Below are 25,710 nucleotides of genomic sequence, written 5' to 3' on the forward strand. Positions count from 1 at the left end.
CGTGACTGAACCCGTCGGCGGCGAAGAGAAGACCGAAGACAAGAAGCCCCAGCCCACCCTGCTGGAACAGATGGGCGGGCTGTCCGGACTGTTCTATTCCTCGCTGCCGGTCATCGTGTTCGTGATCGCGAACGCGATCTTCGGGCTCACGGTGGGGATCTGGGCCGCGGTGGGCAGCGCGGTGGCGATCACCGTGCTGCGCATCGTCCGCAAGGAGCCGTTGCAGCCCGCGATCTCCGGGTTCTTCGGCGTCGCGATCGCGGCGTTCATCGCCTACCGGACCGGTTCGGCCAAGGGCTTCTTCCTGTTCGGCATCTGGACGAGCCTGGTCTACTGCGGTGTCTTCGTGCTGTCGATCCTCGTCCGCTGGCCGCTCGCAGGCGTGGTGTGGAACGCGCTCAACGGCAGCGGCCACGCGTGGCGCAAGGACAAGAAGTCGCTGATCTCCTACTCGATCGCGACCGCCGCGATGGCGCTGATCTTCGGCGCCCGGTTCGTCGTGCAGCGCTGGCTCTACGACGAGGACTACACCGGCTGGCTGGCCTTCGCGAAGATCGCGATGGGCTACCCGCTGTACGCGCTCGGCCTGCTCACCGTCGTCTGGGCGGTGCGGCGGTCGGACAAGCACCTCAAGGCGCAGGCCGAAGAAGCCCCGCGAGAAGAGACCGACGAAGAGGTCGAGGCCCGCCTGCGCGCGAAGTACGCGCAGGCGCCCGCCGTCGACAACTAGTAACCCAGCGCGGTCCGGATCTCCGGTTCGACGTCCGACGTCGCCACGAAGAGCAGCTCGTCACCCGGCTCCAGCGGGTCCTCCGGCTGCGGCACGATCACCCGGTCGCCGCGCAGGATCGTCACCAGCGCCGCGTCCCGCGGCAGGTTGATCTCGCTGACCGCCTTGCCCGCGAGCGGCGTCTCCTCCGGGAGGGTGAGTTCGACGAGGTTCGCCTGGCTCTGCCGGAACGTCATCAGCCGCACCAGATCGCCGACGCTCACCGCCTCCTCGACCATCGCCGCGAGCATCCGCGGGGTCGAGACGGCGACGTCGACGCCCCAGGCGTCGTTGAACAGCCATTCGTTGGCCGGGTTGTTGACCCGCGCCACCACCCGGCGCACCGCGAACTCGGTCTTCGCCAGCAGCGACACCACGAGGTTCGCCTTGTCGTCGCCCGTCGCGGCGATCACGACGTCGCACTCCTCGATCCCGGACTCCTCGAGGATCGAGACCTCGCACGCGTCGCCCAGCACCCAGTCCGCCTGTTCGACGGTGTGCGGCTCGAACTGGTCGGCCTCGCGTTCGATGAGCATCACCTGGTGACGCCCGTCGATCAGCTCCGCGGCGATCGACCGGCCGACCGCGCCGGCCCCGGCAATCGCGACCCGCATCAGTTCTCCTCTTCCGGTTCGCGAGCGGCGACGCTGGTCACGTCGCTGACAGTGCCTGATTTCGCGGCGACGTACACGACGTCGTCCGCCTGGATCACGGCCTTGGTGTCGGGCAGGACGGCGGTGCCGAACCGCATGATGAACGCGACCCGCGCGCCGGTGGTGTCCTGCAGGTCGCGCACGCTGTGCCCGACCCAGCCCTCGTTGAGCGGCAGCTGCAGCAGCGCCACGCTGCCCGACGGGTCCCGCCATTCCGAGGCGACGCCGTCGGGGAGCAGGGTGCGCAGGAACCGGTCGGTCGTCCAGGGCACGGTCGCCACGGTCGGGATGCCGAGCCGTTCGTAGACCGCCGCGCGTTTGTGGTCGTAGATCCTGGCGACGACCTTGTCGATGCCGAAGTTCTCCCTGGCCACCCGCGCCGAGATGATGTTCGAGTTGTCGCCGCTGGACACCGCCGCGAAGGCCCCCGCGCGTTCGATCCCGGCCTCGATCAGCACCTGCCGGTCGAAACCGACGCCGACCACCTGCTGACCGTGGAAATCACTGCCGAGCCGCCGGAACGCCTGCTGGGTCTTGTCGATGATGGCGACTTCGTGCCCCAGCCGCTCCAGCGCCGCGGCCAGGGATGCGCCTACCCGGCCGCATCCCATGATCACCACGTGCACGCCCTGCCTCCTTCGTCGTCGGACGTTCACCCGTCCGCAGGTACCCAGACATACCAGCGCCGAACCTACCGTGAGCACCGCCCGTTACGCTTCTGCGGTGTCGAAGTTCCCGACCGTATTGAAGCGGCTCGTCCTCGGACGTCCATTCCGGAGTGACCGCCTCTCGCATACGCTGCTGCCGAAGCGCATCGCGCTGCCGATTTTCGCGTCCGACGCGTTGTCGAGCGTCGCCTACGCGCCTGAGGAAATCTTTCTGACCCTCAGCGTCGCCGGTTTGTCGGCGTACGCGTTCGCGCCGTGGATCGGCGTCGCCGTCGCGCTCGTCATGCTGGTCGTGGTGGCGTCCTATCGGCAGAACGTGCACGCCTATCCCAGCGGCGGTGGTGACTACGAAGTCGCGAACACCAACCTGGGCGGCAAATTCGGCCTCACCGTCGCCAGCGCGCTGCTCGTCGACTACGTGCTCACCGTCGCGGTGTCGACGTCGTCCGGCGTGGCGAACATCGGGTCGGCCATTCCGTGGGTGGCGCAGCACAAGGTGATCGCCGCGGTCATCATCGTGGTGGTGCTGACCGCACTGAATCTGCGCGGAGTGCGCGAATCGGGCAAAGCGTTCGCGATCCCGACCTACGGGTTCATCATCGGCATCCTCGGCATGGTGATCTGGGGCCTGATCGAAGCGGCCTCCGGCGCCGACATGCGCGCCGAGAGCGCGGACTTCCAGTTGCACGAAGAAGCCTCTTTGACCGGTTTCGCGTTCTTCTTCCTGTTGCTGCGCACGTTCTCCTCCGGTGCGGCGGCGCTGACCGGGGTCGAGGCGATCAGCAACGGGGTCCCGGCGTTCCAGAAGCCGAAATCGAAGAACGCCGCGACCACCCTGCTGATGATGGGCGTGCTCGCGGTGACGATGCTGGTCGGCATCATCACGCTGGCGATCATCACCGACGTCAAATTCGCCGAGCACCCGGAAACCCAGCTCACCGGCACTCCGGCCGGCTACGAGCAGAAGACGATCGTCGCGCAGATCGCGCAGGCGGTGTTCGCCGACTTCACCCCCGCGTTCTACTACATCTCCTTCGCCACCGGCATCATCCTGCTGCTGGCCGCGAACACCGCGTTCAACGGCTTCCCGGTGCTCGGTTCGATCCTCGCCCAGGACCGTTACCTGCCGCGTCAGCTGCACACCCGCGGCGACCGGCTGGCCTTCTCCAACGGCATCCTGTTCCTCGCCGCCTTCGCCCTGGTGCTGATCATCGCGTTCGACGCCGAGGTCACCAAGCTCATCCAGCTCTACATCGTGGGGGTGTTCGTCTCCTTCACGGTGAGCCAGGCGGGCATGATCCGGCACTGGAACCGGCTGCTGGCCAGGGAAACCGATCCCACGGTGCGGCGGCGGATGCGGCGTTCGCAGACGGTCAACGCGATCGGCCTCACCATGACCGGCACCGTGCTGATCATCGTGCTGGTGACGAAGTTCCTCCTCGGCGCCTGGATCGCGATCGCGGCCATGGTGGCGATCTACGTGCTGATGACCGCGATCCGGAAGCACTACGACCGGGTCGCCGAGGAATTGCGCGAGATGGACCGGAAACCGGCCGTATTGCCTTCGCGCAACCACGCGATCGTGCTGATTTCGAAACTGCACCTGCCGACCCTGCGCGCGGTCTCGTACGCCAAGGCGGTGCGGCCGGACGTCCTCGAAGCCGTGACCGTGAACGTCGATGACGTCGAGACCCGCAAACTCGTCCAGGAATGGGACGACCACAATTTCAAGGTGCCGCTGAAGGTGATCGAATCGCCGTACCGCGAGATCACGAAACCGGTGCTGGACTACGTGAAGCGCGTCCGCGGTGACAATCCGCGCAACGTGGTGACCGTGTTCATCCCCGAGTACGTGGTCGGGCACTGGTGGGAGCAGGTCCTGCACAACCAGAGCGCGCTGCGGCTGAAGGGACGTCTCCTGTTCCAACCCGGCGTCATGGTGACCAGCGTGCCGTGGCAGCTCGAATCGTCGGAGAAGGCGATCAAACGCGACCGGAAGGCGCGTCCGGCGGCAGGCGACGTGCGCCGAGGATTTTCCCCGGTCGTCAAGCAACCCGAGAAGAACAAGGAAAAAGCAGAATGAGTGTGGACGCGTCGACCGGCACCTGGCTCGGACGAACGATCGAGCTGGAGGTCGGCGCGGTCGCGCACGGCGGGCACTGCGTCGCCCGGACGGAGGGCCGGGTCGTGTTCGTCCGGCACGCGCTGCCCGGCGAGCGGGTCCTGGCCACGGTCACCGAGGACAAGGGCGGCTCGTTCTGCCGCGCCGACGCGATCGAGGTCCTCGAAGCATCCCCCGAACGCGTGGAGCCGCCGTGCCCGCTCGCGGCGCCGGGGGAGTGCGGCGGCTGCGATTGGCAGCACGCCACGCCCAAGCATCAGCGTGAACTCAAGGCCGCCGTGGTCATGGAGCAGCTGAAGCGGCTCGCCGGGATCGAACGCGACGTCGTCGTCGAAGCGCTCGACGGTGGCCCGTTGGACTGGCGCAGCCGCGTGCGGCTCGTGGCGGGAAAGGACGGCAAGGCGGGTTTCCGGGCGCACCACAGTCACCGCGTGATCGCGATCGACGACTGCCCGATCACCGTCCCCGGCGCGCTCGACGACGTCGTGTCGCGCAACTGGCGGCCCGGCAGCGAAATCGAGGTCACCAAGGACGGCGAGGGGCAAGTGCACCTTCGCGACCTGTCCACGGTCCACGGGAAGACCCGGGCGCGGCAGCTGGCGGGCGGCATCGCCGTACAGCACGCCGCCGGCCGGGACTGGCGCCTGGACGCCCACGGCTTCTGGCAGGTCCACCCGGCCGCCGCGGACACGCTCGCCGCCGTCGTCGCGGAATGGGCCGAGGCACCGCGCGACGGCGTGGCCTGGGACCTGTACGCCGGCGTCGGCCTCTTCGCGTCCGTGCTCGCTTCGCAGGTCGGCCCGCGCGGACGGGTCCTGGCCATCGAATCCGGACGGCGTGCCGTCGCCGACGGCGAGGAGAACCTGGCCGACCTCCCGCAGGTCCGCTGGCGCTCCGGCCGCGTCGAACACCTGGTGGCCGATGCCCCCAAACCGGTGGACGTGGTCGTCCTCGACCCGCCGCGCAAGGGCGCGGGCAAGGCGGTCGTGGAGTCCATTGTGGAGGGATCCCCGGACCGGATCGTCTACGTCGCGTGCGACCCGGCCGCCTTGGCGCGCGACATCGCGCTGTTCAAGGAACACGGATACGGGCTGGTGGATCTGCGCGCTTTCGACGCTTTCCCGATGACGCACCACGTCGAATGCGTTGCGTTGTTGCAATAATTCCGGATTTGTAATCCGTCGGAATGGAGTGGCTTCGTTCGGCTTGTCCGGGTGTCGTCGTGCTCGTTAACTTGCTCGCATTATGAACTATCTTACCTCGGTCTGCGGCGACTGTGATGGAAAAGGTTGTTCCGGCTGTGACGGGCACGGCACGATCACCATTGTGGAGGACTGATCGAATGGAGCCTTCAATGCTTCCTCCTGGTGTCACAGCCCAGGAGATCAGTTATCGCAGTGGCCGGAAGCAAGTGATCTACACGGCGCCGTACCCATCCGAAGGGCCGGTGCTCGCGCGTGATCTGCTGGGCAGGCAGGCGTGGATGTTCATGTACGCGCATTTCGTCTTCACCTGGGTGGAGGGCGCGGTCCAGGTGCAGGTCAGTCACGGAACCCTGAGCGGGCCGAAGATGCCGCTGTGGAAGGGGATCAGTATTCCCGCGTATTGGTCGGGCCCCGCGTTGGCCGAGTTCGGACGGGCATGGGCGCTGGACCAGATGACGGGGAATCGGGGAACACCGGCGGCCATTTACCTTTGAGGAGTCTGCGTGGCGTTTCGGGTTGGAATGGGTTGGTATTTCTTCCCGCTCGGCCCAGGGATGGTGAAGGCGTTGGTGAGACCCGCGGTCTGGCGCATGTCGCGAAAGCCACTTTCGCGACGCGTGATGTCCCGAAAGTGGCTTTCGCGACACGCAAACGTCTGGGGCTGAATATGGGCATGCCGAGGAGCCCGTCGCCGGTGCGGTCGGCGGGCTCCTCGGGATGGGGCGAAGGTCAGGTCACGACGCGATGGAGAGTGTTGCGCCGTGGCACCTGTAGCGGATCGAGGTACTGGGGCGGCACGAATTCCGGTATCCCCTCGGGCGCCATCCGGACTTGCCAATCACCGTGGTGGATGAGCCGGTGGTGGAAGGAGCAAAGCAGGACCAGGTTCCGGAGATCGGTCGGGCCGCCGTCGGCCCAGTGCCGAATATGGTGGGCGTGACAGTGTTTCGGCGCTCGATGGCAGCCAGGGAACGCGCAGCCGCCGTCGCGGATGTTCAGGGCCCGGCGTTGGCCGGGGGTGACGAAGCGTTTCATCCGTCCGACGTCGAGGGGTTCGCCGGCGGCGCCCAGCACCACCGGGATCATCAGGCAGTCGCAGGCGGCCAGCCGGGCTTCGCGGGCGGTGATCCGGCCGACGAAGTCGAGGCACGCGGTCCCGAGTCCGGTCTTCAGCGCATCGAGCCCGACGGTCACGTGCACCAGCGTGCGGTAGCCGGAGGTGCCCGGCTGGTCGGGACAGGCGATGGCGAGATCGAGGAGCTCGGCCCACGCGTCGCCTCTGCGCTGGGGCAGGGTGCGGTGGTCGGCCTGGCCGAACTCGTCGACCGGCCGTTTGGCCGCGTAGGCGTCCAGCGCGGCCGCGGTGCGGGCGCCGGTTTCGGGGTCGAGCAGGCCGGAGAGCTTCCAGAATCCGTCCTTGCGGCGCTCGACGAACACCTCGCGGCGCGGCGCGGCGGGGCGGGCTCGGGGTCTTTCGGCTCGTTCCCGTCGGGGTCGAGGTGTGCGAGCAGGTCGGCTCCGGCCTCGGCGATCTGTTTCGGCCCGGCGTCGCGGGCGAGGTCGGCGAGGATCTTCTCCGCCCCGGCCCGGTCCTCCACGGGCACCTCGGACGGGATCTTGCGCAGGATCTCCAGGATCAGGTCGATGTGCTGCTCCCCGAGCGCGCCGTCCTCGGCCGCGGCGGCGGTCGCGGGCGCGAACACGGTGACCTCGCCACCGACGCTCGGCGCGGGGTTCAAGGCCAGGGCCCGGTTCACCATGTCTTGCGCGTCGCCAAGGGAGATCCGGGCGACATCGGCGAGCCACGATGCCGCGCTCCCGTAGCCGAACAAGTCTTCCGTGCCCCGCGACTCGATCTCCGCCAGGAACTTCCCCACTCCGGCGGAGGCCACTCTCATGACCTGCAGCAGGTGCGTCACGCCGTGGGCAAGCTCCAGCTTGCCGGCGCGCCACAGCTCCTGCGGCAGTTCGGGAATGGTCGTCTCGGGCACATCTCCATATTACCGAAAAATGCAGTGGGAATCATTTGTAATTTTAAGCGACAACGGTAATTGCACATTTACCACTGATGGGTGATTTGATTTCTTTGCGTCGTGACTCTCGCGATTCGTGAAGGTGGCGGACGGGAGGTCAGTGTGTCGCGAAAGTCTCTTCGCAACGCTGAAGGTGCTAAGGCCGCCATCCTCTCCTGGTCTGAAGTCCGTGAAGGCCTCCTTGAGGGACTCTGGGTCCCTCAAGGAGGCCTTCACGGACTGGGCACACAGGGCTCGGCGTGATCAGCGGCGTTACTCGTGTGATCAGGGACGTGACTCGCGTGATTAGAGGCCGCACTCGGGTGTTCCGCTGCTGATCACGCGAGTTCCGCCTTCGATCACGCGAGTCATGCCGCTGATCACGTGAGTGCGAGACCCAAGATCAGCGCTTCAGCCTAAAAGTGAAGTCCCCGGAAACCTTCCCCCGCAACCGCACCGCCGAAACCACCCTCCCCTCCTCGATTAACCTCTCGACCTCACCCCGCGAAAGACCACACCCCTCGGCGATCAACCGCACAGGCCGAAGCGGAATCCGGGCCTCGAAGTGAACTGAGACATCGCGAAAGTCCCCATGACACAAGGAACCGGTATCGAGCCGCCAAGCGCCCTCCCAATCGAGGGCGACGTGGTTACGGCGGAGCACGGCCGGATCCTGGAGCAGCTCGGCGGCGAGGCCGAGGTCGTTCTCGTGCAGCCGATCCAGCAGTTCAGGCCGGACGGAGCGCACGTTCACGCGCTCCAGGATCGTGAGTTTCGCGGTGTCCCCGCAGCGAGTGCAGAGCACGAGGAGCCAGACGTCGATGAGTTTGTGGTTGGCGTTGACCCGGAATTTGCCGTTCGCCCGGAAGCGCCCGGATCCGCAGGCGTGGCAACGACGGAGGACGACCGGAAGGCAGGTGGGAACGACCACCCAGTTTTCGAGCATGGGAAGTACACCCGTTCAGTGAGAAATCCGCAGCAAAAGGCGGCGCGGCGCGAAAGACGCGACGCGCGACGAAATCAGCGCTCGGGAGGTCTCACAGGGTGTACAACGGCAGGCCCTCGGTTCGGCGACGTGGTCCGGCAGCACGGTAATGGCCAGCCGGCGGCCGCTCCACCGGTTTTCCGGGCAAGAAGAAGCCCCCTGGCCGAAGCCAGGGGGCCGGACGAGCGAGTCCTAGGAGCGCGCGTCCTCCTTCAGCATGTCCGCGCACTTCTCGCCGATCGCCATCGTCGTGATGCACGGGTTCACCGCGACCAGGAACGGCATCGCCGAGCCGTCGGCGACCCGCAGGCCTTCGACGCCGCGCACGCGCAGCCGGGCGTCCAGGACGGCCATCGGGTCGCCATCGCCGCCCATTTTCGCGGTGCACGAAGGGTGATAGACCGTGTTGTGCGTCTTGCGCAGGTAGTCCGCGATCTCGTCGTCGGTCTTCACGTCCTTGCCGGGAGCCAGTTCCGTGCCCGCCCACTCGTCCAGCGCGGGCTGCTCGGCGATCTTGCGCGCCAGTTTGATGCCGTAGGTCATCACGCGCATGTCGTGTTCGTCGGTGAAGTACCGCGGGTCCACCTTCGGCTTGTCCCGGTAGTCGCGGCTGCGCAGCCGCACGGTCCCGGTCGACCGCGACCGGGTGACGTTCGGGGTCAGGCAGAAGCCGTTCTCCGTGGTGGGATAGCCGTGCCGGAGGGTGTTCATGTCGAACGGCACCGAGCCGTAGTGGAACATCAGGTCCGGCCGGTCGAGGCCTTCCTCCGTGGTGGTGAAGATGCCGATTTCCCACCATTGGGTGGATTCGGTCGTCATCGGCTGCAGCGCGTCCCACTGGATGACGCCTTCGGGGTGGTCCTGCAGGTTCTCGCCGACGCCGGGGGAGTCCACCAGCACGTCCACGCCGACCTCGCGCAAATGGGAAGCGGGGCCGATCCCGGACAGCATCAGGAGTTTCGGGGTGTCGATCGCGCCCGAAGACAGGATCACCTCGCGCCGCGCGCGCAGCCGGACGCCGTGGATCAGGTCGTCGGCGAGGTATTCCGCGCCGGTGCAGCGTTTGCCGTCGAACAACAGCCGCCGGACGCGGGCGCCGGTGATGATCTCCAGATTCGGCCGCTTGCCGATGATCGGGTGCAGGTACGACACCGACGCCGACGACCGCGTGCCGTCCTCGCGCGCGTTGATCTGGAACCAGTTCGCCCCGTGCGTCACGGTCTTGCCCGAGTTGAACTCCGTCCTCGGGATCCCCGCCTGCTCGCAGGCCTGCAGCAGCGCGACACCGGTCGGGTCGTTCGGCGGCACCGAGCGGATGGTCACCGGACCCGAGCGGCCGTGGTGGTCGCCGGGGCCGTCGTTGGTCTCAAGACGTTGGTAGAGCGGGAAAATATCCTTCGCCGCCCAACCGGGCAGGCCGAGTGACGACCATTCGTCGAGGTCTTCGGCCGGCGCCCAGAACGCGATGCACGAGTTGTGCGACGAGCAGCCGCCGAGCACCCGCGCCCGGGCGTGGCGCAGGAACGAGTTGCCGGACTCCTGCGGCTCCACCAGGTAGTCCCAGTCGTAGCCGGATTCCAGCAGGGCCATCCACTTCGTCAGCTCCAGCACCGCCGGATCGTCCACATCGGATGGTCCGGCTTCCAGGAGTGCCACGGTGACGTCCGGATCTTCCGAGAGTCTCGCCGCGACCACCGAACCCGCCGTCCCGCCGCCGACGACGATGTAGTCGAACTCTCCGGTCACTGTGCTGCCTCCTCGGGATGTGCTTCCGCGGCGTGATCGGCCAGGACGCCGCTCTTGTGCCGCAGGACGAACCAGTAATACGCGAAACCGGCGACCGCCACCGCGCCGACGAACAGCACGGCCCCCCATTCGAGGTACCAGTGATACGGCTCGGTCGCGTTGTAGACCTCGCGCCGCGGCCAGGCCAGGTTCACCACGATCGCGCCGCCCCACAGCACGCCGAGGATGTTGACCGGCAGCCCCAGTTTGCCGAGCGAGAAGTACTTGGTGCCCGCCACCTTCGGCGGCGGCCACTGCCCGCGGAAGCGCTTGACCAGCATCGGAACGGTGACCAGCAGGTACGCCAGGTAGATCATGATGATGCCGATACTGGTGATCACCGTGAAGATCTGCGGCTGGCCGACGTTGACCACCAGGATCAGCACGGCGATCACGCCGGACACGATCGCGGGGACCACCGGCGTCTTCGTCTTCGGCGACACCCGGGCCAGATGCTTCCCGGCGGGCAGGTTGTTGTCGCGGCCCATCGCGAACATCATCCGGATCGCCGCCGACTGCACGGCCAGGTTGCAGACGGTGATGGCGATGACGACCGCCAGCAGGAAGATCGTGCCGATGGTGCTTCCGAGGACGTCGAGCACGATGAACTGCAGGCCGCCGGTCGCGATCTCCGGGTTGTTGATATCGCCCACGGCCATCAGCGCCAGCAGCAGGATCAGCCCGCCGATGACGAACGACGCGATCAGCGCGCGCAGGATCGCCTTGGGCGCGTTCTTGCGCGGGTCGTGCGACTCCTCGCCGAGCGAACTGGCGGTGTCGAAGCCGTACATGACGTAGGTCGACGCGAGCGAAGCGACCAGGAACGCCCCGAAGTAGCCCCACGGCTGGTCGGCGCCGGTGTTGTTCGTCTGCATGACGACTTCCGGGCCTCGCGTGATGTTCACCGCGAGCGCGACGATCAGCAGGACCGCGGCGATCAGTTCGATGAACACCCCGGCGCTGTTGATCCGCGCCATCAGCTTGACGCCCCACGCGTTCACCAGTGTCGTGAACACGATCAGCGCCGTGCCCAGGATGACCGCGTTCACCGCGCTGTCGCCGGAGAAGGAGAAGAACGACGAGATCTGGGGGAGCGTGATCTGGTACGCGAGCGCGACGGCGGCGATGCTGACGATCGACGCGGTGAGCATCATCCACCCGGCCAGCCAGGCGACGTGCGGGCTGCCGAGCCGTTTCGACCAGTTGTAGATCGACCCGGCGACCGGATAGTGCGCGGCCAGTTCGGCGAACGACAGCGCCACCATCAGCTGGCCGACGAACACCATCGGCCAAGACCACCAGTATGCGGGCCCGCCGAAGCTGAAGCCGAAGTAGAACAGCTGGAAGGTGCCCGTCAGGATCGAGATGTAGCTGATCCCGGCGGCGAAGGTGTGGAAATTGCCGAGCGTTCTTTCGAGTTCCTGTTTGTAGCCGAAACCGGCCAAGCCGTCGTCGGAAGGAGTGCTCATCGGCAATTTCCCCTCTTTAGTTGGACGCGGGCTCCCCGGAGAACCAGCGCTGTGGTGCGGGCCGGAGGTTCTGGTAGATGTGCTTCGCCTCCGTGTACTCGGCCAGTCCGGTCGGGCCGAGCTCGCGCCCGAAGCCGGACTGCTTGTAGCCGCCCCATTCCGCCTGCGGCAGGTACGGGTGGAAGTCGTTGATCCAGATCGTGCCGTGCCGCAGCCGGTTCGCGACCCGCTGCGCGCGGGAGGCGTCCGAGGTGAACACCGCGCCGGCGAGGCCGTAGTGGGTGTCGTTGGCGATGCGGACGGCGTCGTCCTCGTCGGTGAAGGTCTCGACGGTGAGCACCGGGCCGAACGATTCGTCGACGACGGCGCTGCTGCCCTGCTTCACGTTGTCGAGGATGGTCGGCAGGTAGTAATGCCCCTTCGCGAGTTCGCGATCATCGGGGCGTTTGCCGCCGGTGCGCAGGACAGCGCCCTCTTCGAGCGCCGCCGCGACGTAGCGTTCGATCTTTTCCAAATGGGCGGCCGAGATCAGCGGACCGGTTTCAGCCTTCGGGTCGAAAGGTCCACCCAGTCGGATCAGTTCGGCGCGGCGGACGAGTTCGTCGACGAACTTGTCGTGCCACTCCTCCTGGACGATCAGCCGCGCGCCCGCCGAGCAGACCTGCCCGGAGTGCAGGAACACCGCGGTCAGCGCGTAGTCGACGGCGGTGTCGAAATCCGAGTCCGCGAACACGACGTTCGGGTTCTTGCCGCCCAGTTCCAGCGCGACCTTCTTGACGGTGGCCGCGGCCGAGGCGGCGATGATCTTGCCGGTCGCGAGGCCGCCGGTGAACGACACGAGGTCGACGTCCGGATGCTCCGAGAGCGGTGCTCCGGCCTGCGCGCCGGCGCCGAGCACGAGGTTCGCGACGCCGCCGGGGAGGCCGGCCTCGGTCAGCAGCTTCATCAGCATGATCGAGGTGTGCGGGGTCAGTTCGCTGGGCTTGAGGACGAAGGTGTTGCCCGCCGCGAGCGCCGGGGCGACCTTCCAGATGGTCTGCAGGAGCGGGTAGTTCCACGGCGTGATCAAGCCGCAGACGCCGACCGGCTCGTGCACGATGCGGCTGAACGCGTCCGGGTTGCCGGTGTCGACCACGCGGCCCGCGTCGTTCGCGGCGAGCTTGCCGAAGTAGCGCAGGCACGCGGCGATGTCGGCCATGTCGTATTCGCTCTCGACCAGCCGTTTCCCGGTGTCGAGCGATTCGGCGCGGGCGAAGGCGGCGGCGTCGCGGTCCAGCAGGTCGGCGGCCTTCAGCAGCAGGTCGCCGCGCTGCGGGGCGGGCGTCTGCGGCCACGGACCGGTGTCGAACGCCTTCCGCGCGGCGGCGATGGCCGCTTCGGTGTCTTCACGGGTGCCCTCGGCGACCTCCGCGACCAGCGACCCGTCAGCGGGGCAGCGGATTTCCCGGCGACCACCGCCGACCGCGTCGACCCACTCGCCACCGATGAAAAAGTCCGCCATCAAGCCCTCCGAACCGGCTCCTGCTCAACCGTCGATCAGCGATTATCGCGGCCACCCGACGTGACCGCTACTTGGCAAAAGAGACCATGTTCACACCCTTGGGTGCCGAGTGGTGATTTTCTGACATGTGACCCGTGACGCGGCGGACGGAAGACTCTCAGGCGACCTCCGTAGACTGGTCGGAACGGCGGAAGAGGAACCAGGCGAGGTGGGAGAGTGACGTTGCTCGAGTCCGTGCACGGACCGGCCGACTTGAAGCGGATGAACCAGGACCAGCTCGGTGAGCTGGCCGCGGAGATCCGGGACTTCCTCGTCGAGAAGGTGCGGCTCGCCGGTGGTCACCTTGGCCCGAACCTGGGTGTGGTCGAACTGACCATGGCGCTGCACCGCGTCTTCGACTCGCCGGACGACGCGATCGTGTGGGACGTCGGCCACCAGGCGTACGTGCACAAGATCGTCACCGGCCGTCATGACGGCTTCGGCAAGCTGCGCCAGCTCGGCGGCCTCACCGGCTACCCGGCGCGCTGCGAGAGCGAGCACGACCTCGTCGAGAACAGCCACGCCTCGACCGCTTTGTCCTATGTGGACGGTCTGGCCAAGGCGTTCGAACTCGAAGGCGGCGGCAGGCACGCGATCGCCGTCGTCGGCGACGGCGCGCTGACCGGCGGCATGTGCTGGGAGGCGCTCAACAACATCGCCGCGAACCCGCGCCGTCCGGTCGTCATCGTCATCAACGACAACGGCCGCTCCTACTCGCCGACCATCGGCGGCGTCGCCGACCACCTCGCGTCGCTGCGGCTCAAGCCGGGCTACGAGCGCGTGCTGGACCGCGGCAAGGAACTGCTGCGGCACACCCCCGTCGTCGGCAAGCCGATCTACGCGGCGCTGCACGCGGCGAAGGCGGGTCTCAAAGACGCGCTGAGCCCGCAGATGATGTTCTCCGACCTCGGCCTCAAGTACCTCGGCCCGGTCGACGGGCACGACCTCGTCGCGCTGGAGAAGGCGTTCCAGAGCGCCCGTGACTTCGGCGGCGCGGTCATCGTGCACGTGGTCACCGAGAAGGGCCACGGCTACGAGCCGGCGGTCACCAATCAGGCCGACCAGATGCACCAGACCGACCCGATCGACCCGGAAACCGGCCTGCCGCCGGTCAAGGGCCCGAGCTGGACCGGCGTCTTCGCCGACGAAATGGTCAAGATCGGCGCCGACCGCGAGGACGTCGTCGCGATCACCGCGGCCATGCTGCGCTCGACCGGGCTGCACAAGTTCGCGGAGGCGTACCCGGACCGCTGGTACGACGTCGGGATCGCCGAGCAGCACGCGGTGACCTCGGCCGCCGGGCTCGCGATGGGTGGCAAGCACCCCGTCGTGGCCGTCTACTCGACCTTCCTGAACCGGGCGTTCGACCAGGTCCTGATGGACGTCGCGCTGCACCGCCAGCCGGTGACGCTGGTGCTGGACCGCGCGGGTATCACCGGTCCGGACGGTCCCAGCCACCACGGCATGTGGGACCTTTCGCTGCTGGGCATGGTGCCCGGGATGCGGGTCGCCGCTCCGCGTGACGCCGGCACGCTGCGCGAGGAGCTGCGGGAGGCCGTCGCGGTCGAGGACGGGCCGACGGCGCTGCGGTTCTCCAAGGGCGGCGTGATCGACTCGGTGCCCGCCGTGGAACGCGTCGGCACGGTGGACGTGCTGCGCAAACCTGGCGGCGACGCCGACGTCCTGCTCGTCGCGGTGGGCGCGTTCGCGATGCTCGGGCTCGCCGCCGCGGACCGGCTGGCCGACCAGGGCATCGGCGTGACCGTGGTGGACCCGCGCTGGGTCGTCCCGGCCCCGGCCGAACTGGTCGCGCTGGCCGAACAGCACAAGCTCGTCGTGACCGTCGAGGACAGCGGGCGGCACGGTGGCTTCGGCTCCGCGCTGGCCGCGCTGTTCCGCGACGCCGAATGCGACGTGCCGCTGCGGGATCTCGCGGTGCCGCAGGTGTTCCACGACCACGGTTCGCGCGAGGAGGTGCTGGCCCGCGTCGGACTCACCGCGCAGGACGTGGCACGGCGGGTGACCGAGTGGTCGGCGAAGCTGGCTAGCCGGACTCCGGCTCCGGAGGACACGCGCCGCTGAGCAAGTGCGCTATGAAAGGTCCTTTCCTTGCAAAATTTGCAAGGAAAGGACCTTTCATGGCACGCGCTACACGCTTCCCAAGTGTCATGAAAGGGCCGTTCAGGACGAAAAATGTCCTGAACGGCCCTTTCATGACACCCGGGAGAGTCCGACGCCGCATACCCAGCCGGTCGCGCGAAAGCCCGGCTCAGGTGCCCACGATCCGCCCAACCGCCCGCACCACGAGGTCTCGCGTCGCGGTGGGCGAGGAGAACCCCAGGATCGACAGGTGCACGACGAGGCTCAGCAGTTCCTCGGCGTCGAAGTGGTCCGGCACGGTGCCCGCCCGTTGCGCCGCCTGGATCGCGGCGACCTTGTCCGCGTGCGCCCGGACCTCGGCTTCGGGCGTCGCGTCGAAGCCGTTCTCCAGGCGCAGCCAGCCCATGAGCCGCAGGAGATGGGGATGTTCGAGGTAGCGGTCGAACAGCCTGCCCGCGTAGCCGGGCAGGTCCTCGGGCGTGATCGTGAGAGTCCGGATCGCGAGGTCCACCTGCTCCTCCACGACCTTCTCGAAAAGCTCTTCCTTACTGCAGAAGTAGGCGTAGATCAGCGCCTTGTTCGCGCCCGCGTTCTTCGCGATGCGGTCCACCCTGGCGCCGGCGATGCCGTACGTCGCGAACTCCGTCGTCGCCGCGTCCAGCAGTTTCCGCTTGGTCGCTTCCTTGTCCCTGACCATGTGATCCAGTCTAACTAACTGGTTGGTTGACATCCAGGCGGGCCGCGTGGCAGCCTGAATTGACAACCAACTGGTTAGTTAGGAGACGGTCATGAAGGTCGCACTGGTCACGGGAGCCTCGGCGGGGATCGGCGAAGCCACGGCGCTCGCGCTGAAGGACGCGGGTTACACGGTCTACGGCGCCGCGAGGCGCGTCGAGCGGATGGCGGGGCTCGCCGAGCGCGGGGTGAAGGTTCTCGCGATGGACGTCACCGACGACGCGTCGATGGTCGCGGGTATCGAGCGGATCATCGAGGAGTCTGGCCGCATCGACGTCCTGGTCAACAACGCGGGCTACGGCTCGTACGGCGCCTTCGAGGACGTGCCGCTTTCGGAGGGGAAGTACCAGTTCGAGGTCAACCTGTTCGGGCTCGCGCGGCTCGTCCAGCTGACCACGCCGCATATGCGTGCCCAGGGCTCCGGCAAGATCGTGAACATCTCGTCCATCGGCGGCAAGATCTACGAGCCGCTCGGCGGCTGGTACCACTCGACGAAGTTCGCGGTCGAAGGACTCAGCGACTCACTGCGGCTGGAGCTCAAGCCGTTCGGCATCGACGTCGTGGTGGTCGAACCCGGCGCCATCAAGACCGAATGGGGCGGTATCGCCGTCGAGAACCTGCTCAAGACCTCGGGTGACACCGCGTACGCGCCGCAGGCCAAGGCGCTGGCGAAGTTCTTCGACCAGGCCGCGCGCGGTTCCCACCCCAAGGTGATCGCCGACGTCATCGTGAGGGCCGTCCGGGCCCGGCGCCCGAAGACCCGCTACGCCGCCGGTTTCGGGGCGAAGCCGATCCTGTTCGTGCGCCGGGTGCTCCCGGACCGCGCCTTCGACGCGTTGTTCCTCGGGGCGCTGCGCCGCTTCGCCTAGACCGCGACGGCCGGTTCCGCGACGGGTTCCGCGTACGAGTAGACCTCCCGCGGCTCGGGGAAGAGCTTCACCAGCACGGGATACGCGATCGCCGCCGTGCACAGCGTCACCACCATGCTGATGTCGACGCCGCCCGCGATGTCCTTGAACGGCCCGGCGATCATCGGGGTGTTGGCCGTCAGCAGGCCCAGCGTCGTCGCCGGGATCCACGCGGCCATCGCGCGCCAGTTCACCCCGCGGGTGAACCAGTAGCGTCCGCCCTTGCGGCCCTGGTTGAACACCTGGAGGTCGTCCGGGTCGTAGAACCCGCGCCGCAGCACGAAGCCGATCATCATGATCACCATCCACGGCGAGGTGCACAGCACGATCAGCGTGGCGAAGGCGTTGATGCTGGACACCATGTCCAGCACGAAATTGCCGACGAAGATGAACACGACACTGAGGGAGCCGATCAGCAGCGTCGCCTGCACCCGGCTCAGCTTCGCGAAGATCGAGCTGAAGTCCAGGCCGGTCCCGTAGAGCGACGTCGTGCCGGTGGACAGCCCGCCGATCAGCGCGACGACGATCAGCGGGATCGCGTACCAGAGCGGGGAGATCGCGGTCAGGCCGGTGATGTAGTCGGCCGGATCCGTGACCAGGGTGGCGGTGGCGATGCCGAAGCCGAACGGCAGCAATGTCGCCACCTGCGCCAGGAACGGCGCGGCCAGCAGGGAACGGCGACTGTGCCGCGCGGGGATGTAGCGCGTCCAGTCGCCGAGGAAGGCGCCGAACGAGATCGGGTTCGCCATCGTGGTGAGCGCGGCCAGGATCCACGTCGGCCAGAAGTCGCCGAGCGCGTACGTGCCGGTGCCGGCGAACCCGGGGTCGAACGTGCCGCCGTAGGCCACGATCCCGAGCAGCATGATCGCCGTGCCCAGCACCACGGCGACCCGGTTCACCAGCAGCATGAACCGGTAGCCGTAGATGCACACCACCAGCGTGGCGATCGCGATGACGCCGTACGCGACGCCGCGGAGCACTTCGCCGCCGTCGAAGCCGAAAAGTCGTTGTGCCGCACCGGCGACGGCGTCGCCGCTCACCCAGACCGAGATGGCGAAGAAGGTGATCGCCGTCAGCAGGGAGAGGAAGGAGCCGACACAGCGGCCGACGACGCCGAAGTGCGCGCCGGAGGAGACCGCGTTGTTGGTGCGGGTGAGCGGGCCGAACAGCGACATCGGTGAGAGCACCAGCGCGCCGACGACCACGCCCGCGACGGTGGCCGCCACCGCCGCCCAGAAGCTCAGCCCGAAGGCGATCGGGAGGGTCCCGAGGATGATGGTGGCGAAGGTGTTGGCACCGCCGAACGCCATCCGGAACAGGTCGCGCGGACGCGAGGTCTGTTCTTCCGGCGGGATCGGTGCGATGCCGTGCTGCTCGACTTCGGTGACCTTGTCACCCATGGGGACCTCCAGCTATGCGTTTAGTCCTCTGAATGAGGTCCTTGCACACGCAAGTACCGCGTTCAGAGGACGAAACGCGATCAGGCGAAGCGGGTCATGACGTGCTTCACGCGGGTGTACTCGGCGAAGGAGTAGGACGAGAGGTCCTTTCCGTGGCCCGAGTGCCCGAAGCCGCCATGGGGCATTTCCGAGACCAGCGGCCCGTGGGTGTTGACCCAGACGCAGCCGAAGTCGAGTTCGCCCGAAACGCGGGTCGCGCGTGACAGGTCGTTGGTCCAGATCGACGACGCCAGCCCGTAGGGGACGCCGTTGGCCAGGCGCACCGCCTCGTCCTCGTCCACAAAGGACTGGACGGTGATCACCGGGCCGAAGATCTCCTCCTGCACGATCTCGTCGTCCTGCTTCAGGCCCGAGATCACGGTGGGGGAGAAGAAAAAACCGCGGTCGCCGGCGGGGGTGCCTCCGGTCTCCACGCGAGCGTGCGAGGGCAGCCGCTCGACGAGTCCGCGGACCCGCCCGAACTGCGCCTCGCTGTTGAGCGGGCCGAAGTCCTCGCCCGGCGTCTGCGCGGCGGCGGCCTTGGTCAGCTCCGCGACGAACTCGTCGTGGATCGCCGCGTCCACCAGCACCCGGCTGCCCGCGGTGCAGTCCTGCCCGGCGTTGTAGAACGCCGCGCCGACGATGCCCTCGGCCGCTTCGGCGAGGTTCACGTCGCCGAAGACCAGCAGGGGCGCGTTGCCGCCGAGTTCGAGGTGCGTGCGCTTGAGGTCGGCCGCCGCGACGGTGGCGACGTCGATCCCGGCGCGGGTCGACCCGGTGATCGACACCAGCTCGGTGATCGGGTGCTTCACCAGCGCGCGGCCGGTGTCGCGGTCGCCGCACAACACGTTGAAAGCGCCCTGCGGCAGGAACTCCGCCGCGACCTTGGCCAGCAGGACGGCCGTCGACGGCGTGGTCTCCGCGGGCTTGAGCACGACGGTGTTGCCCGCCGCCAAGGCCGGGGCGATCTTCCAGACACCCATCATCAGCGGGTAGTTCCACGGCGCGATCTGCGCGCAGACACCGACCGGCTCCCGGCGGATCGCCGACGTGTGCCCGGGCAGGTACTCCCCGGACGCGGTGCCTTCGAGCTGCCGCGCCGCACCGGCGAAGAACCGCAGCGCGCTGACGCACTCCGGGATCTCCTCGTCCAGCACGACGGCGCGGATCTTGCCGGTCTCCCGGATTTCGAGCTCGGCGAACTCCTCCGCGCGGGATTCCAGCGCGTCGGCGATCTTCAGCAGCGCGAGCTGACGCTGGGCGGGCGTGCTCTTGCGCCACACCTTGAACGCCCGTCCGGCCGCGGCCAGCGCCGCGTCCACATCGGACTGTTCCGAAAGGACGCTGGTGCCGAAGACCTCGCCGGTGGCGGGATTCACCAGGTCGAGCGTCCGCGAGCCCGACGCCGGTACCTCGGCGCCGTCGACGAAATTGAGGACCTGAGTCATTTCTTCTCCAGGTGGGTCGGCTCGAACATCTTGAGCAGGGCGGGCAGGACGACCACGGACGGGCCAGGTGTGGCCAACGCGTCGGCCAGGTCCTTCCCGACGGTGTCCAAAGAGGACACGGTCGCGCCGACGCCGAAGGACTTCGCCAGCGCGGCGAAATCGGGGCGGGCGAGTTCGGTGGCGGTGGACTGCCCGAACGCGCCGGTCAGGTACTCGCGCAGGATGCCGTAGCCGCCGTCGTCGACGATGAGCCAGGTGACGTCCAGTCCATGCTGGACCGCCGTGGCCAGTTCCGCGATGCCGTACATCGCGCCGCCGTCGCCGGAGACCGCGAGCGCCGGGCCGCCGGTCGCCGCGGCACCGCCGAGCGCGCCGGGCAGGCCGTAGCCGAGCCCGCCCGCACCCTGCGCGGTGTGGATCGGCGCGCCCTCGGGATTCCACGCCGACCAGGCCCAGTAGGCCGCGATCGTCATGTCCCAGAACGTCTGGGTGCCTTCGGGGATCGCCGCGCGGATGTCGTCGATGAGCTTGCGCTCGGCTTCGAGGGGCTGGCCGTCGAGGCGTTCGCGCACCTTGGCCAGCAGTTCCGTCACCGCCGCTTCGGCGGCGCCGTCTGACTGCCGGAACGGAACCTGCTCCAGAAGTCCTTGCAGGGCAAGGCGGACGTCGGCATGGATGCCCAAGGCCGGGTAGTTCGACTCCAGCTTCCCGAGATCGGCCTCGACCTGGATCACCCGGCCGCGCGGGGCGAACTCGCGGTAGTTGCTGGACAGTTCGCCGAGCCCGGAGCCCAGCACCAGCAGCACATCCGCGGCCGAGAGGAACTCGGTGCTGTGCCAGTCCTCCAGCCACGATTGTCCGGACAGCTCGTGATCCCAGCCGAAGACGCCCTTGCCGCCGAACGTCGACAGCACCGGGGCGCGCAAAGCCTCCGCGAGCGCCTTCAGTTCCGCGTGCGCACCCGAACGCAGCGCGCCGCCACCAGCGAGGATCACCGGATTCTCGGCCGCGCCAAGGAGTTTCGCCGCTTCGGTGACGAGCTCCGGCAACGGCACGAGCGGAGCGGGCCGTGCGGTCACGGACGTGATCCGCGGCAGATCCGTCGGAGCCAGCAGGATGTCCTGCGGGATCTCGACCCACACCGGGCCGTACGGCGCGGTCGCCGCCGATTCCCACGCCTCGCGCAGCGCCGTCGGGATCTGGCCGACGGTGCGCACCACGTGCACCGACTTCACCACGTCGCGGAAACTGGCCTGCTGATCGGGCAGTTCGTGCAGATAGCCGTGCCGCCCGCCGCCGAGCCCGGCGACCGGGATCTGGCTGGAGATCCCGAGCACCGGGACCGACGCCGCCCGCGATTCCTGCAGTGAGGCCAAAGTCAGCAGCGCGCCGGGACCGGTCGACACGATCATCGGTGTCACCGGGACCGGGCCTTCGGGATCCGCCGCGAGCCGGGCGCGGGCGTGCCCGTCGGCCGCGAACGCCAGATTGTTCTCCACCCGTGAACTGATGACGCGCAGGTCGTCCGTGCGCCGCAACGCTTCGAACAGACCGAGCGCGTGCTGGCCCGGCAGGCCGAACACGGTGTCCGCGCCGAGCGCGTGGAGGGTTTCGACGACGATGTCGCCGCCGATGCGTTGTGTCATGCGCTCTTCCCCAAACTGAGCAGGCTCACCAGGTCGTAGGCGACGTGGGAAGCCGCGATGGCGGTGATCTCGGCATGATCGTAGGCCGGGGCCAGCTCCACCACATCGGCTCCGACGAGGTTGCAGTCCCGCAGTCCGCGCAGGATCTCCAGCAGTTCGCGGCTGGTCATGCCGCCCGCTTCGGGAGTGCCGGTGCCGGGCGCGTGCGCCGGGTCGAGCACGTCGATGTCGACCGAGATGTAGAGCGGGCGGCCGCCGATGCGCTGGCGCAGCGCGTCGACGGTCTCGGCGACCCCGCGGCGCATGACGTCGCCCGAGGTGACGATGCCGAATCCGAGACGGCGGTCCTCCTCCAGATCCCGCTTGCCGTACAGCGGGCCGCGCGTGCCGACGTGGGACAGCGCTTCGGTGTCGAGGATGCCTTCCTCGGACGCCCGCCGGAACGGGGTGCCGTGGGTGTACGGCTCGCCGAAGTAGGTGTCCCAGGTGTCGAGGTGCGCGTCGAAGTGCAGCAGCGCCACCGGTCCGTGCTTCTTCGCCGCCGCCCGCAGCAGCGGCAGCGCGATCGTGTGGTCGCCGCCGACGGTCACCAGCCGTGTCCCGTTCGCGGTGAGCGCCTCGGCCTCGCTCTGCAGCGTTTCGATCGCCTCGCCGATGTTGAACGGGTTGAGCGCGATGTCGCCGGCGTCGACCACCTGTGTTTCGGCGAACGGGGAAACGTCGAGTTCCGGGTGGTACGGGCGAAGGAGCCGGCTGGCCTCACGGAGCGCGGAGGGGCCGAAGCGCGCGCCGGGGCGGTAGGACACCCCGGCGTCGAACGGCACCCCGACGACGGCGACGTCGGCGCGCTCGACCTGATCGATCCGCGGAAGCCTCGCGAAGGTCGCGAAACCGGCGAACCGGGGCACCCTCGAAGAGTCGACGGGTCCGATCGGGTTCTGCTCAGGCACTGTGTCTCCTTCTGGCTGTTTCAGGACTGCGAAGCGGCGAGTTTCGCCTCTTCTTCTTCGGCGGCCGCGCTGCCGTTCAGGCGGCGGGTCCACACGGTGAGGATTTCGTCGGAGGTACGCGGCGTCAGGAAGCTGACCAGCAGGTACACCGCGAGGCTGGAGCCGAGGCCCCAGTAGATCGGGCTGTTGGCCTCGACGCCGTCGACGAACATGAACGTGATGACCACGACGGTGCCGACCACCATCGACGCGAGCGCGCCCTGGCGGGTACCGCGTTTCCACGCCAGCCCGCCGATGATCGCGACCAGCAGACCGCCGACGAGGATGTCGTAAGCGATGGTCAGCGCGTTGACGACGTCGTCCACGATCATCGCGATGCCGATCGCGACGATGCCGAGAACCAGCGTGGTGACCCGGTTCCTCGTCACCTCGTTGACGGCCTTTTTGAGGCCCAGCTTGGAAAGCAGATCCGAGGTGCTGACCGTGGAGCAGGCGATGAGCGCGCCGCTCGCGGTCGACATCATCGCCGAGAGCGCCGCCGCGAGCACCAGCCCGCGGATCCCGGCGGGCAGTTGCTGCTCGACGATGGTCGCGAACGCGTCCTGCGCGCTGGCGAGGTTCGGGTACAGCGTCTTGGCCGCGGTGCCGATCAGCGCGCCGGCGAGACCGTAGACGAGGCAGTAGACGCCGGAGATGACGCCGCCGCCGGTCGCGATACCCGGCGTCCGCGCGGTGAACACGCGCTGCCAGATGTCCTGGCCGATCAGCAGGCCGAAGCTGTAGATGAGGAAGTACGTGAAGATCGTGTCGCCGCCGATGGCGGTCAGTTCGAAGTAGCTCTCGTCCAGCCGCGCGGCGATACCTTCGAAACCGCCCGCGGAGACGATCGAGACCGGCAGGAGGATCAGCAGGATGCCGATGGTCTTGATGACGAACTGGACGATGTCGGTCAGCGTGATCGACCACATGCCGCCGAGCACCGAGTAGAGCACCACGATCGAGCCGCCGATGGCGATACCCGCCCAGCTCGGCACGTTGAACAGGACCTTGAAGATGGTGGCGAACGCCAGCGTCGAGGTGACGGTCAGCATCAGCGTGTAGCCCCACATGACCACGCCGGAGATGGTGCTGGTGGAGCCGCCGTACCGCAGGTCGAGCATCTCGCCGACGGTGTAGACGCGCAGTTTCACCAGCCGCCGCGCGAACAGCGTGTGCAGGACCAGGATGCCGATCCCGATCGCGATCACGAGCCAGGCGCCGGAGACGCCGTAGGTGTAGCCGAGCTTCACCCCGCCGACCGTCGAAGCGCCGCCGAGGACGACCGCGGACATCGTGCCCGAGTACATGAACCAGCCGAGGCGGCGGCCCGCGACGAGGTAGTCGGATTTGGTCTTGGCGAGCCGCAGCCCGAACCAGCCGACCCCGATCATGCCCGCTATGTAGAGCGCGATCACCGCGTAGTCACCGGCCACGGTGTCCTCCTTGACTTGGGGCTGTTCGCTTCGTTCGGGTCACCGTAGGTTCGTTCGCACCTTGAACGACATGGGATGATCCATCCGAACTCATCGGAGATCGAGGATGAAATGGCCCAAAGTCGCGATCCGTTCGACTCGGATGTGAATGTCCCGTTACGCGCCGTGGTCGGCAACCCGGAACTCGCACTCGACCCGGTCGTGGAGACCTTGCGGCCGGGCGCGCTCGACGCCCCGGTGCGCTGGGCCCACGTCAGCGAGTTGCTGGACCCCGTGCCCTACCTGCTCGGGGCGGAGCTGCTGCTCACCGCCGGGGTGAACCTGCCGGTGGAACCGGCCGAGATCGACCGCTACGTGCGACGGCTGGCCGGCAGCGGGATCTCCGCGCTGGGGTTCGGCCTCACCCCGGGCGCCTACGAGACGTTGCCGCCGCCCCTGCTGACGGCGTGCGCCCGGCACGGTCTCCCGCTGCTGGTCGTCCAGCCGCGGACGCCGTTCCTCGCGATCAGCCGGGCGGTGTCGGTCGCGCTCGCCGAGGCGGGGCAGCGGGAACAGCGGCGGATCGCGGCCGCGCGCGAGGCGCTGACCAGGGCGGCGGGCGACGGGCTCGGCGAACTGGCGAGCGCGTTGGCCGGACGGCTCGGGGCGTGGGTGGCGCTGGTCGGCGCAGGCGACGTCCTGGCCGCGGACCACGGGGCGCCGTCGCCGCTGCCCGGCGAGGTCCGGGAACTGGTCGCCACGCTGCGGTCAGGCCGGGGGATCCGCAGCGCGACCACGGAACTGGCCGACGGCACGCACGTCGTCGCGCAACCGGTGTACCCGCAGGCGACGGCGTCGCATCTGGTCGTGGTCGGCCGGGTCGCGCGATTCGACGGCGCGGACCGCTCGATCCTGTCGGTCGGGGCGGCGCTGCTCGGGCTGGCGGGTCGCGCCGGTTCGGACGCGGCCGGGCTGGGCGCCACCGCCACGGGGCTGCTGCTGGGGGAGACCGAGGTGATCGGCGGGGACGAACGCCGTCTGGTCGCCGGGATCGCGTACCGGAAAGGGCCCAACGAGGTGGCCGTCCGCTACGACTGGCTGCGCGCCCGGCTCGACACCCCGCTCGTACGGCTGCGGCAGGGGCCGCGCTTCGACGCGATCGTCCGCGAGGCGCCGGAGGCCGGTGATCTCGACCGGCTCCGCGCCGATGGCTGGCTCGCGGTGGTGGGCTCGCCCGTCGCGCCCGGACGGCTTCCCGAAGCGGCGGGTGAGATCGAGCTACTGCTGACGCGGGCCGCCGCGCTGGGGCGGCCGGTGGTCGCGGAAGGCACGTCGGGGCTGGACGCGCTGATCGATCCGGACGCCGCGGCCGGGTTCGCCGCCCAGGTGCTGGCGCCGTTGCGCGAACTTGACCGGCAGGGTGATCGCGAACTGGTCGGCACGCTGCGGACGTGGCTCGCGCACCACGGCGGCTGGGACCGCACGGCCGCCGAACTCGGCGTGCACCGTAACAGCGTCCGGCACCGGATCGGGCAGATCGAACGGGCGCTGGGGGTGGATCTGGCGGATCCGGAGACCCGGATGCGGCTGTGGTTCGCCCTGCGCTGGGCGTGAACGGGATGCTCTGGCGGAAGCGAGTGCAGGGTCTCCCCAAGGGCGCTCCGCGCCCGACGGAGACTTCACCGTCGCGCGCCCTCTTTCGGGCCGAAGGCCCACGGAAACATTTTGCAGGGCGCCTCCTGTCCGTACGGGACGTTCGGTGTGGTCCGCGCCCTGCGGAATTTTTCCGTCAGCGCGCGACAGACCGATAAGGTCACTCTCAGGA

19 protein-coding genes and 1 pseudogene are annotated in these 25,710 nt (G+C 68.3%); 7 read left to right on the forward strand and 13 right to left on the reverse strand.

From position 1 onward, the window contains the following. Position 1: 1 nt before the first annotated feature. Positions 2-730, forward strand: coding sequence for a DUF3159 domain-containing protein (locus ED92_RS28470; RefSeq protein WP_037343737.1), 729 nt, complete (start codon positions 2-4; stop codon positions 728-730). On the opposite strand, the gene ED92_RS28475 is transcribed toward ED92_RS28470, so the two are convergent. Both ED92_RS28475 and ED92_RS28480 read right to left on the reverse strand, forming a co-directional pair. Next, on the reverse strand, positions 727-1,383 hold the full coding sequence (locus tag ED92_RS28475; RefSeq protein WP_016332961.1) for a TrkA family potassium uptake protein: 657 nt from the start codon (positions 1,381-1,383) through the stop codon (positions 727-729). The genes ED92_RS28470 and ED92_RS28475 overlap by 4 nt on opposite strands. Next, a complete protein-coding gene (locus ED92_RS28480; RefSeq protein WP_016332962.1) occupies positions 1,383-2,048 on the reverse strand; it encodes a TrkA family potassium uptake protein in 666 nt (221 codons plus the stop codon). The genes ED92_RS28475 and ED92_RS28480 overlap by 1 nt, the downstream gene beginning before the upstream one ends. A gap of 97 nt (positions 2,049-2,145) precedes the next feature. Between ED92_RS28480 and ED92_RS28485 the strand changes: the two genes are divergently transcribed. The 3 genes from ED92_RS28485 to ED92_RS28495 all read left to right on the forward strand — a co-directional run bounded on the left by ED92_RS28485 (position 2,146) and on the right by ED92_RS28495 (position 5,911). Beyond that, complete coding sequence (locus ED92_RS28485) at positions 2,146-4,173, forward strand: APC family permease (protein ID WP_037343739.1); 2,028 nt, start codon at positions 2,146-2,148, stop codon at positions 4,171-4,173. Further along, on the forward strand, positions 4,170-5,375 hold the full coding sequence (locus ED92_RS28490; protein ID WP_037343740.1) for a class I SAM-dependent RNA methyltransferase: 1,206 nt from the start codon (positions 4,170-4,172) through the stop codon (positions 5,373-5,375). The genes ED92_RS28485 and ED92_RS28490 overlap by 4 nt, the downstream gene beginning before the upstream one ends. A 191-nt stretch (positions 5,376-5,566) precedes the next feature. Continuing rightward, complete coding sequence (locus tag ED92_RS28495) at positions 5,567-5,911, forward strand: hypothetical protein (protein ID WP_235213379.1); 345 nt, start codon at positions 5,567-5,569, stop codon at positions 5,909-5,911. 235 nt (positions 5,912-6,146) lie between these two features. On the opposite strand, the pseudogene ED92_RS28500 reads toward ED92_RS28495, so the two are convergent. The 5 genes and pseudogenes from ED92_RS28500 to ED92_RS28520 all read right to left on the reverse strand — a co-directional run bounded on the left by ED92_RS28500 (position 6,147) and on the right by ED92_RS28520 (position 13,169). After that, positions 6,147-7,408: pseudogene (locus ED92_RS28500) on the reverse strand (DUF222 domain-containing protein). Positions 7,409-7,832: 424 nt separating this feature from the next. Further along, a complete protein-coding gene (locus tag ED92_RS28505; RefSeq protein WP_037343744.1) occupies positions 7,833-8,375 on the reverse strand; it encodes a DUF1062 domain-containing protein in 543 nt (180 codons plus the stop codon). Positions 8,376-8,606: 231 nt separating this feature from the next. Beyond that, positions 8,607-10,160, reverse strand: a complete 1,554-nt coding sequence (locus tag ED92_RS28510; protein WP_037343745.1) for a GMC family oxidoreductase — start codon at positions 10,158-10,160, stop codon at positions 8,607-8,609. Continuing rightward, positions 10,157-11,668: an APC family permease gene (locus ED92_RS28515; protein WP_037343746.1), complete on the reverse strand. Its 1,512-nt coding sequence runs from the start codon at positions 11,666-11,668 to the stop codon at positions 10,157-10,159. The genes ED92_RS28510 and ED92_RS28515 overlap by 4 nt, the downstream gene beginning before the upstream one ends. Before the next feature lie 16 nt (positions 11,669-11,684). Then, positions 11,685-13,169 (reverse strand): aldehyde dehydrogenase family protein, encoded by a 1,485-nt coding sequence (locus tag ED92_RS28520; protein ID WP_037343747.1) that lies wholly within the window; start codon positions 13,167-13,169, stop codon positions 11,685-11,687. A gap of 216 nt (positions 13,170-13,385) precedes the next feature. Between ED92_RS28520 and dxs the strand changes: the two genes are divergently transcribed. Beyond that, a complete protein-coding gene (gene dxs / locus ED92_RS28525) occupies positions 13,386-15,290 on the forward strand; it encodes a 1-deoxy-D-xylulose-5-phosphate synthase (protein WP_037343748.1) in 1,905 nt (634 codons plus the stop codon). A gap of 187 nt (positions 15,291-15,477) precedes the next feature. On the opposite strand, the gene ED92_RS28530 is transcribed toward dxs, so the two are convergent. After that, positions 15,478-16,005 carry a TetR/AcrR family transcriptional regulator gene (locus ED92_RS28530; protein ID WP_037343749.1) on the reverse strand — a complete coding sequence of 176 codons (528 nt, stop codon included), beginning with the start codon at positions 16,003-16,005 and terminating at the stop codon, positions 15,478-15,480. A gap of 91 nt (positions 16,006-16,096) precedes the next feature. Here ED92_RS28530 and ED92_RS28535 point away from each other — a divergent pair, with 91 nt between their 5' ends. Next, complete coding sequence (locus tag ED92_RS28535; RefSeq protein WP_037343751.1) at positions 16,097-16,912, forward strand: oxidoreductase; 816 nt, start codon at positions 16,097-16,099, stop codon at positions 16,910-16,912. Here the strand turns inward: ED92_RS28535 and ED92_RS28540 are convergent. The 5 genes from ED92_RS28540 to ED92_RS28560 form a co-directional block, all read right to left on the reverse strand. Then, a complete protein-coding gene (locus ED92_RS28540; protein WP_037343752.1) occupies positions 16,909-18,351 on the reverse strand; it encodes a cytosine permease in 1,443 nt (480 codons plus the stop codon). The two genes, ED92_RS28535 and ED92_RS28540, sit on opposite strands and share 4 nt — an antisense overlap. An 80-nt stretch (positions 18,352-18,431) precedes the next feature. Continuing rightward, positions 18,432-19,838: an aminobutyraldehyde dehydrogenase gene (locus ED92_RS28545; protein ID WP_037343754.1), complete on the reverse strand. Its 1,407-nt coding sequence runs from the start codon at positions 19,836-19,838 to the stop codon at positions 18,432-18,434. After that, positions 19,835-21,484 carry a thiamine pyrophosphate-binding protein gene (locus tag ED92_RS28550; protein WP_037343756.1) on the reverse strand — a complete coding sequence of 550 codons (1,650 nt, stop codon included), beginning with the start codon at positions 21,482-21,484 and terminating at the stop codon, positions 19,835-19,837. Before ED92_RS28550 ends, ED92_RS28545 begins: the two co-directional genes overlap by 4 nt. Continuing rightward, the gene (speB, locus tag ED92_RS28555; protein WP_037343759.1) at positions 21,481-22,434 is read right to left on the reverse strand and encodes an agmatinase; all 954 of its coding nucleotides are present in this window, start codon (positions 22,432-22,434) and stop codon (positions 21,481-21,483) included. The genes ED92_RS28550 and speB overlap by 4 nt, the downstream gene beginning before the upstream one ends. A gap of 20 nt (positions 22,435-22,454) precedes the next feature. After that, positions 22,455-23,906, reverse strand: coding sequence for a sodium:solute symporter (locus ED92_RS28560; RefSeq protein ID WP_037343761.1), 1,452 nt, complete (start codon positions 23,904-23,906; stop codon positions 22,455-22,457). A gap of 111 nt (positions 23,907-24,017) precedes the next feature. Here ED92_RS28560 and ED92_RS28565 point away from each other — a divergent pair, with 111 nt between their 5' ends. Further along, complete coding sequence (locus ED92_RS28565) at positions 24,018-25,499, forward strand: PucR family transcriptional regulator (protein ID WP_152611038.1); 1,482 nt, start codon at positions 24,018-24,020, stop codon at positions 25,497-25,499. The last annotated feature ends 211 nt before the right edge of the window (positions 25,500-25,710 follow it).

This window comes from Amycolatopsis sp. MJM2582 (assembly GCF_000754115.1).
Classification (GTDB): Bacteria; Actinomycetota; Actinomycetes; order Mycobacteriales; family Pseudonocardiaceae; genus Amycolatopsis; species Amycolatopsis japonica.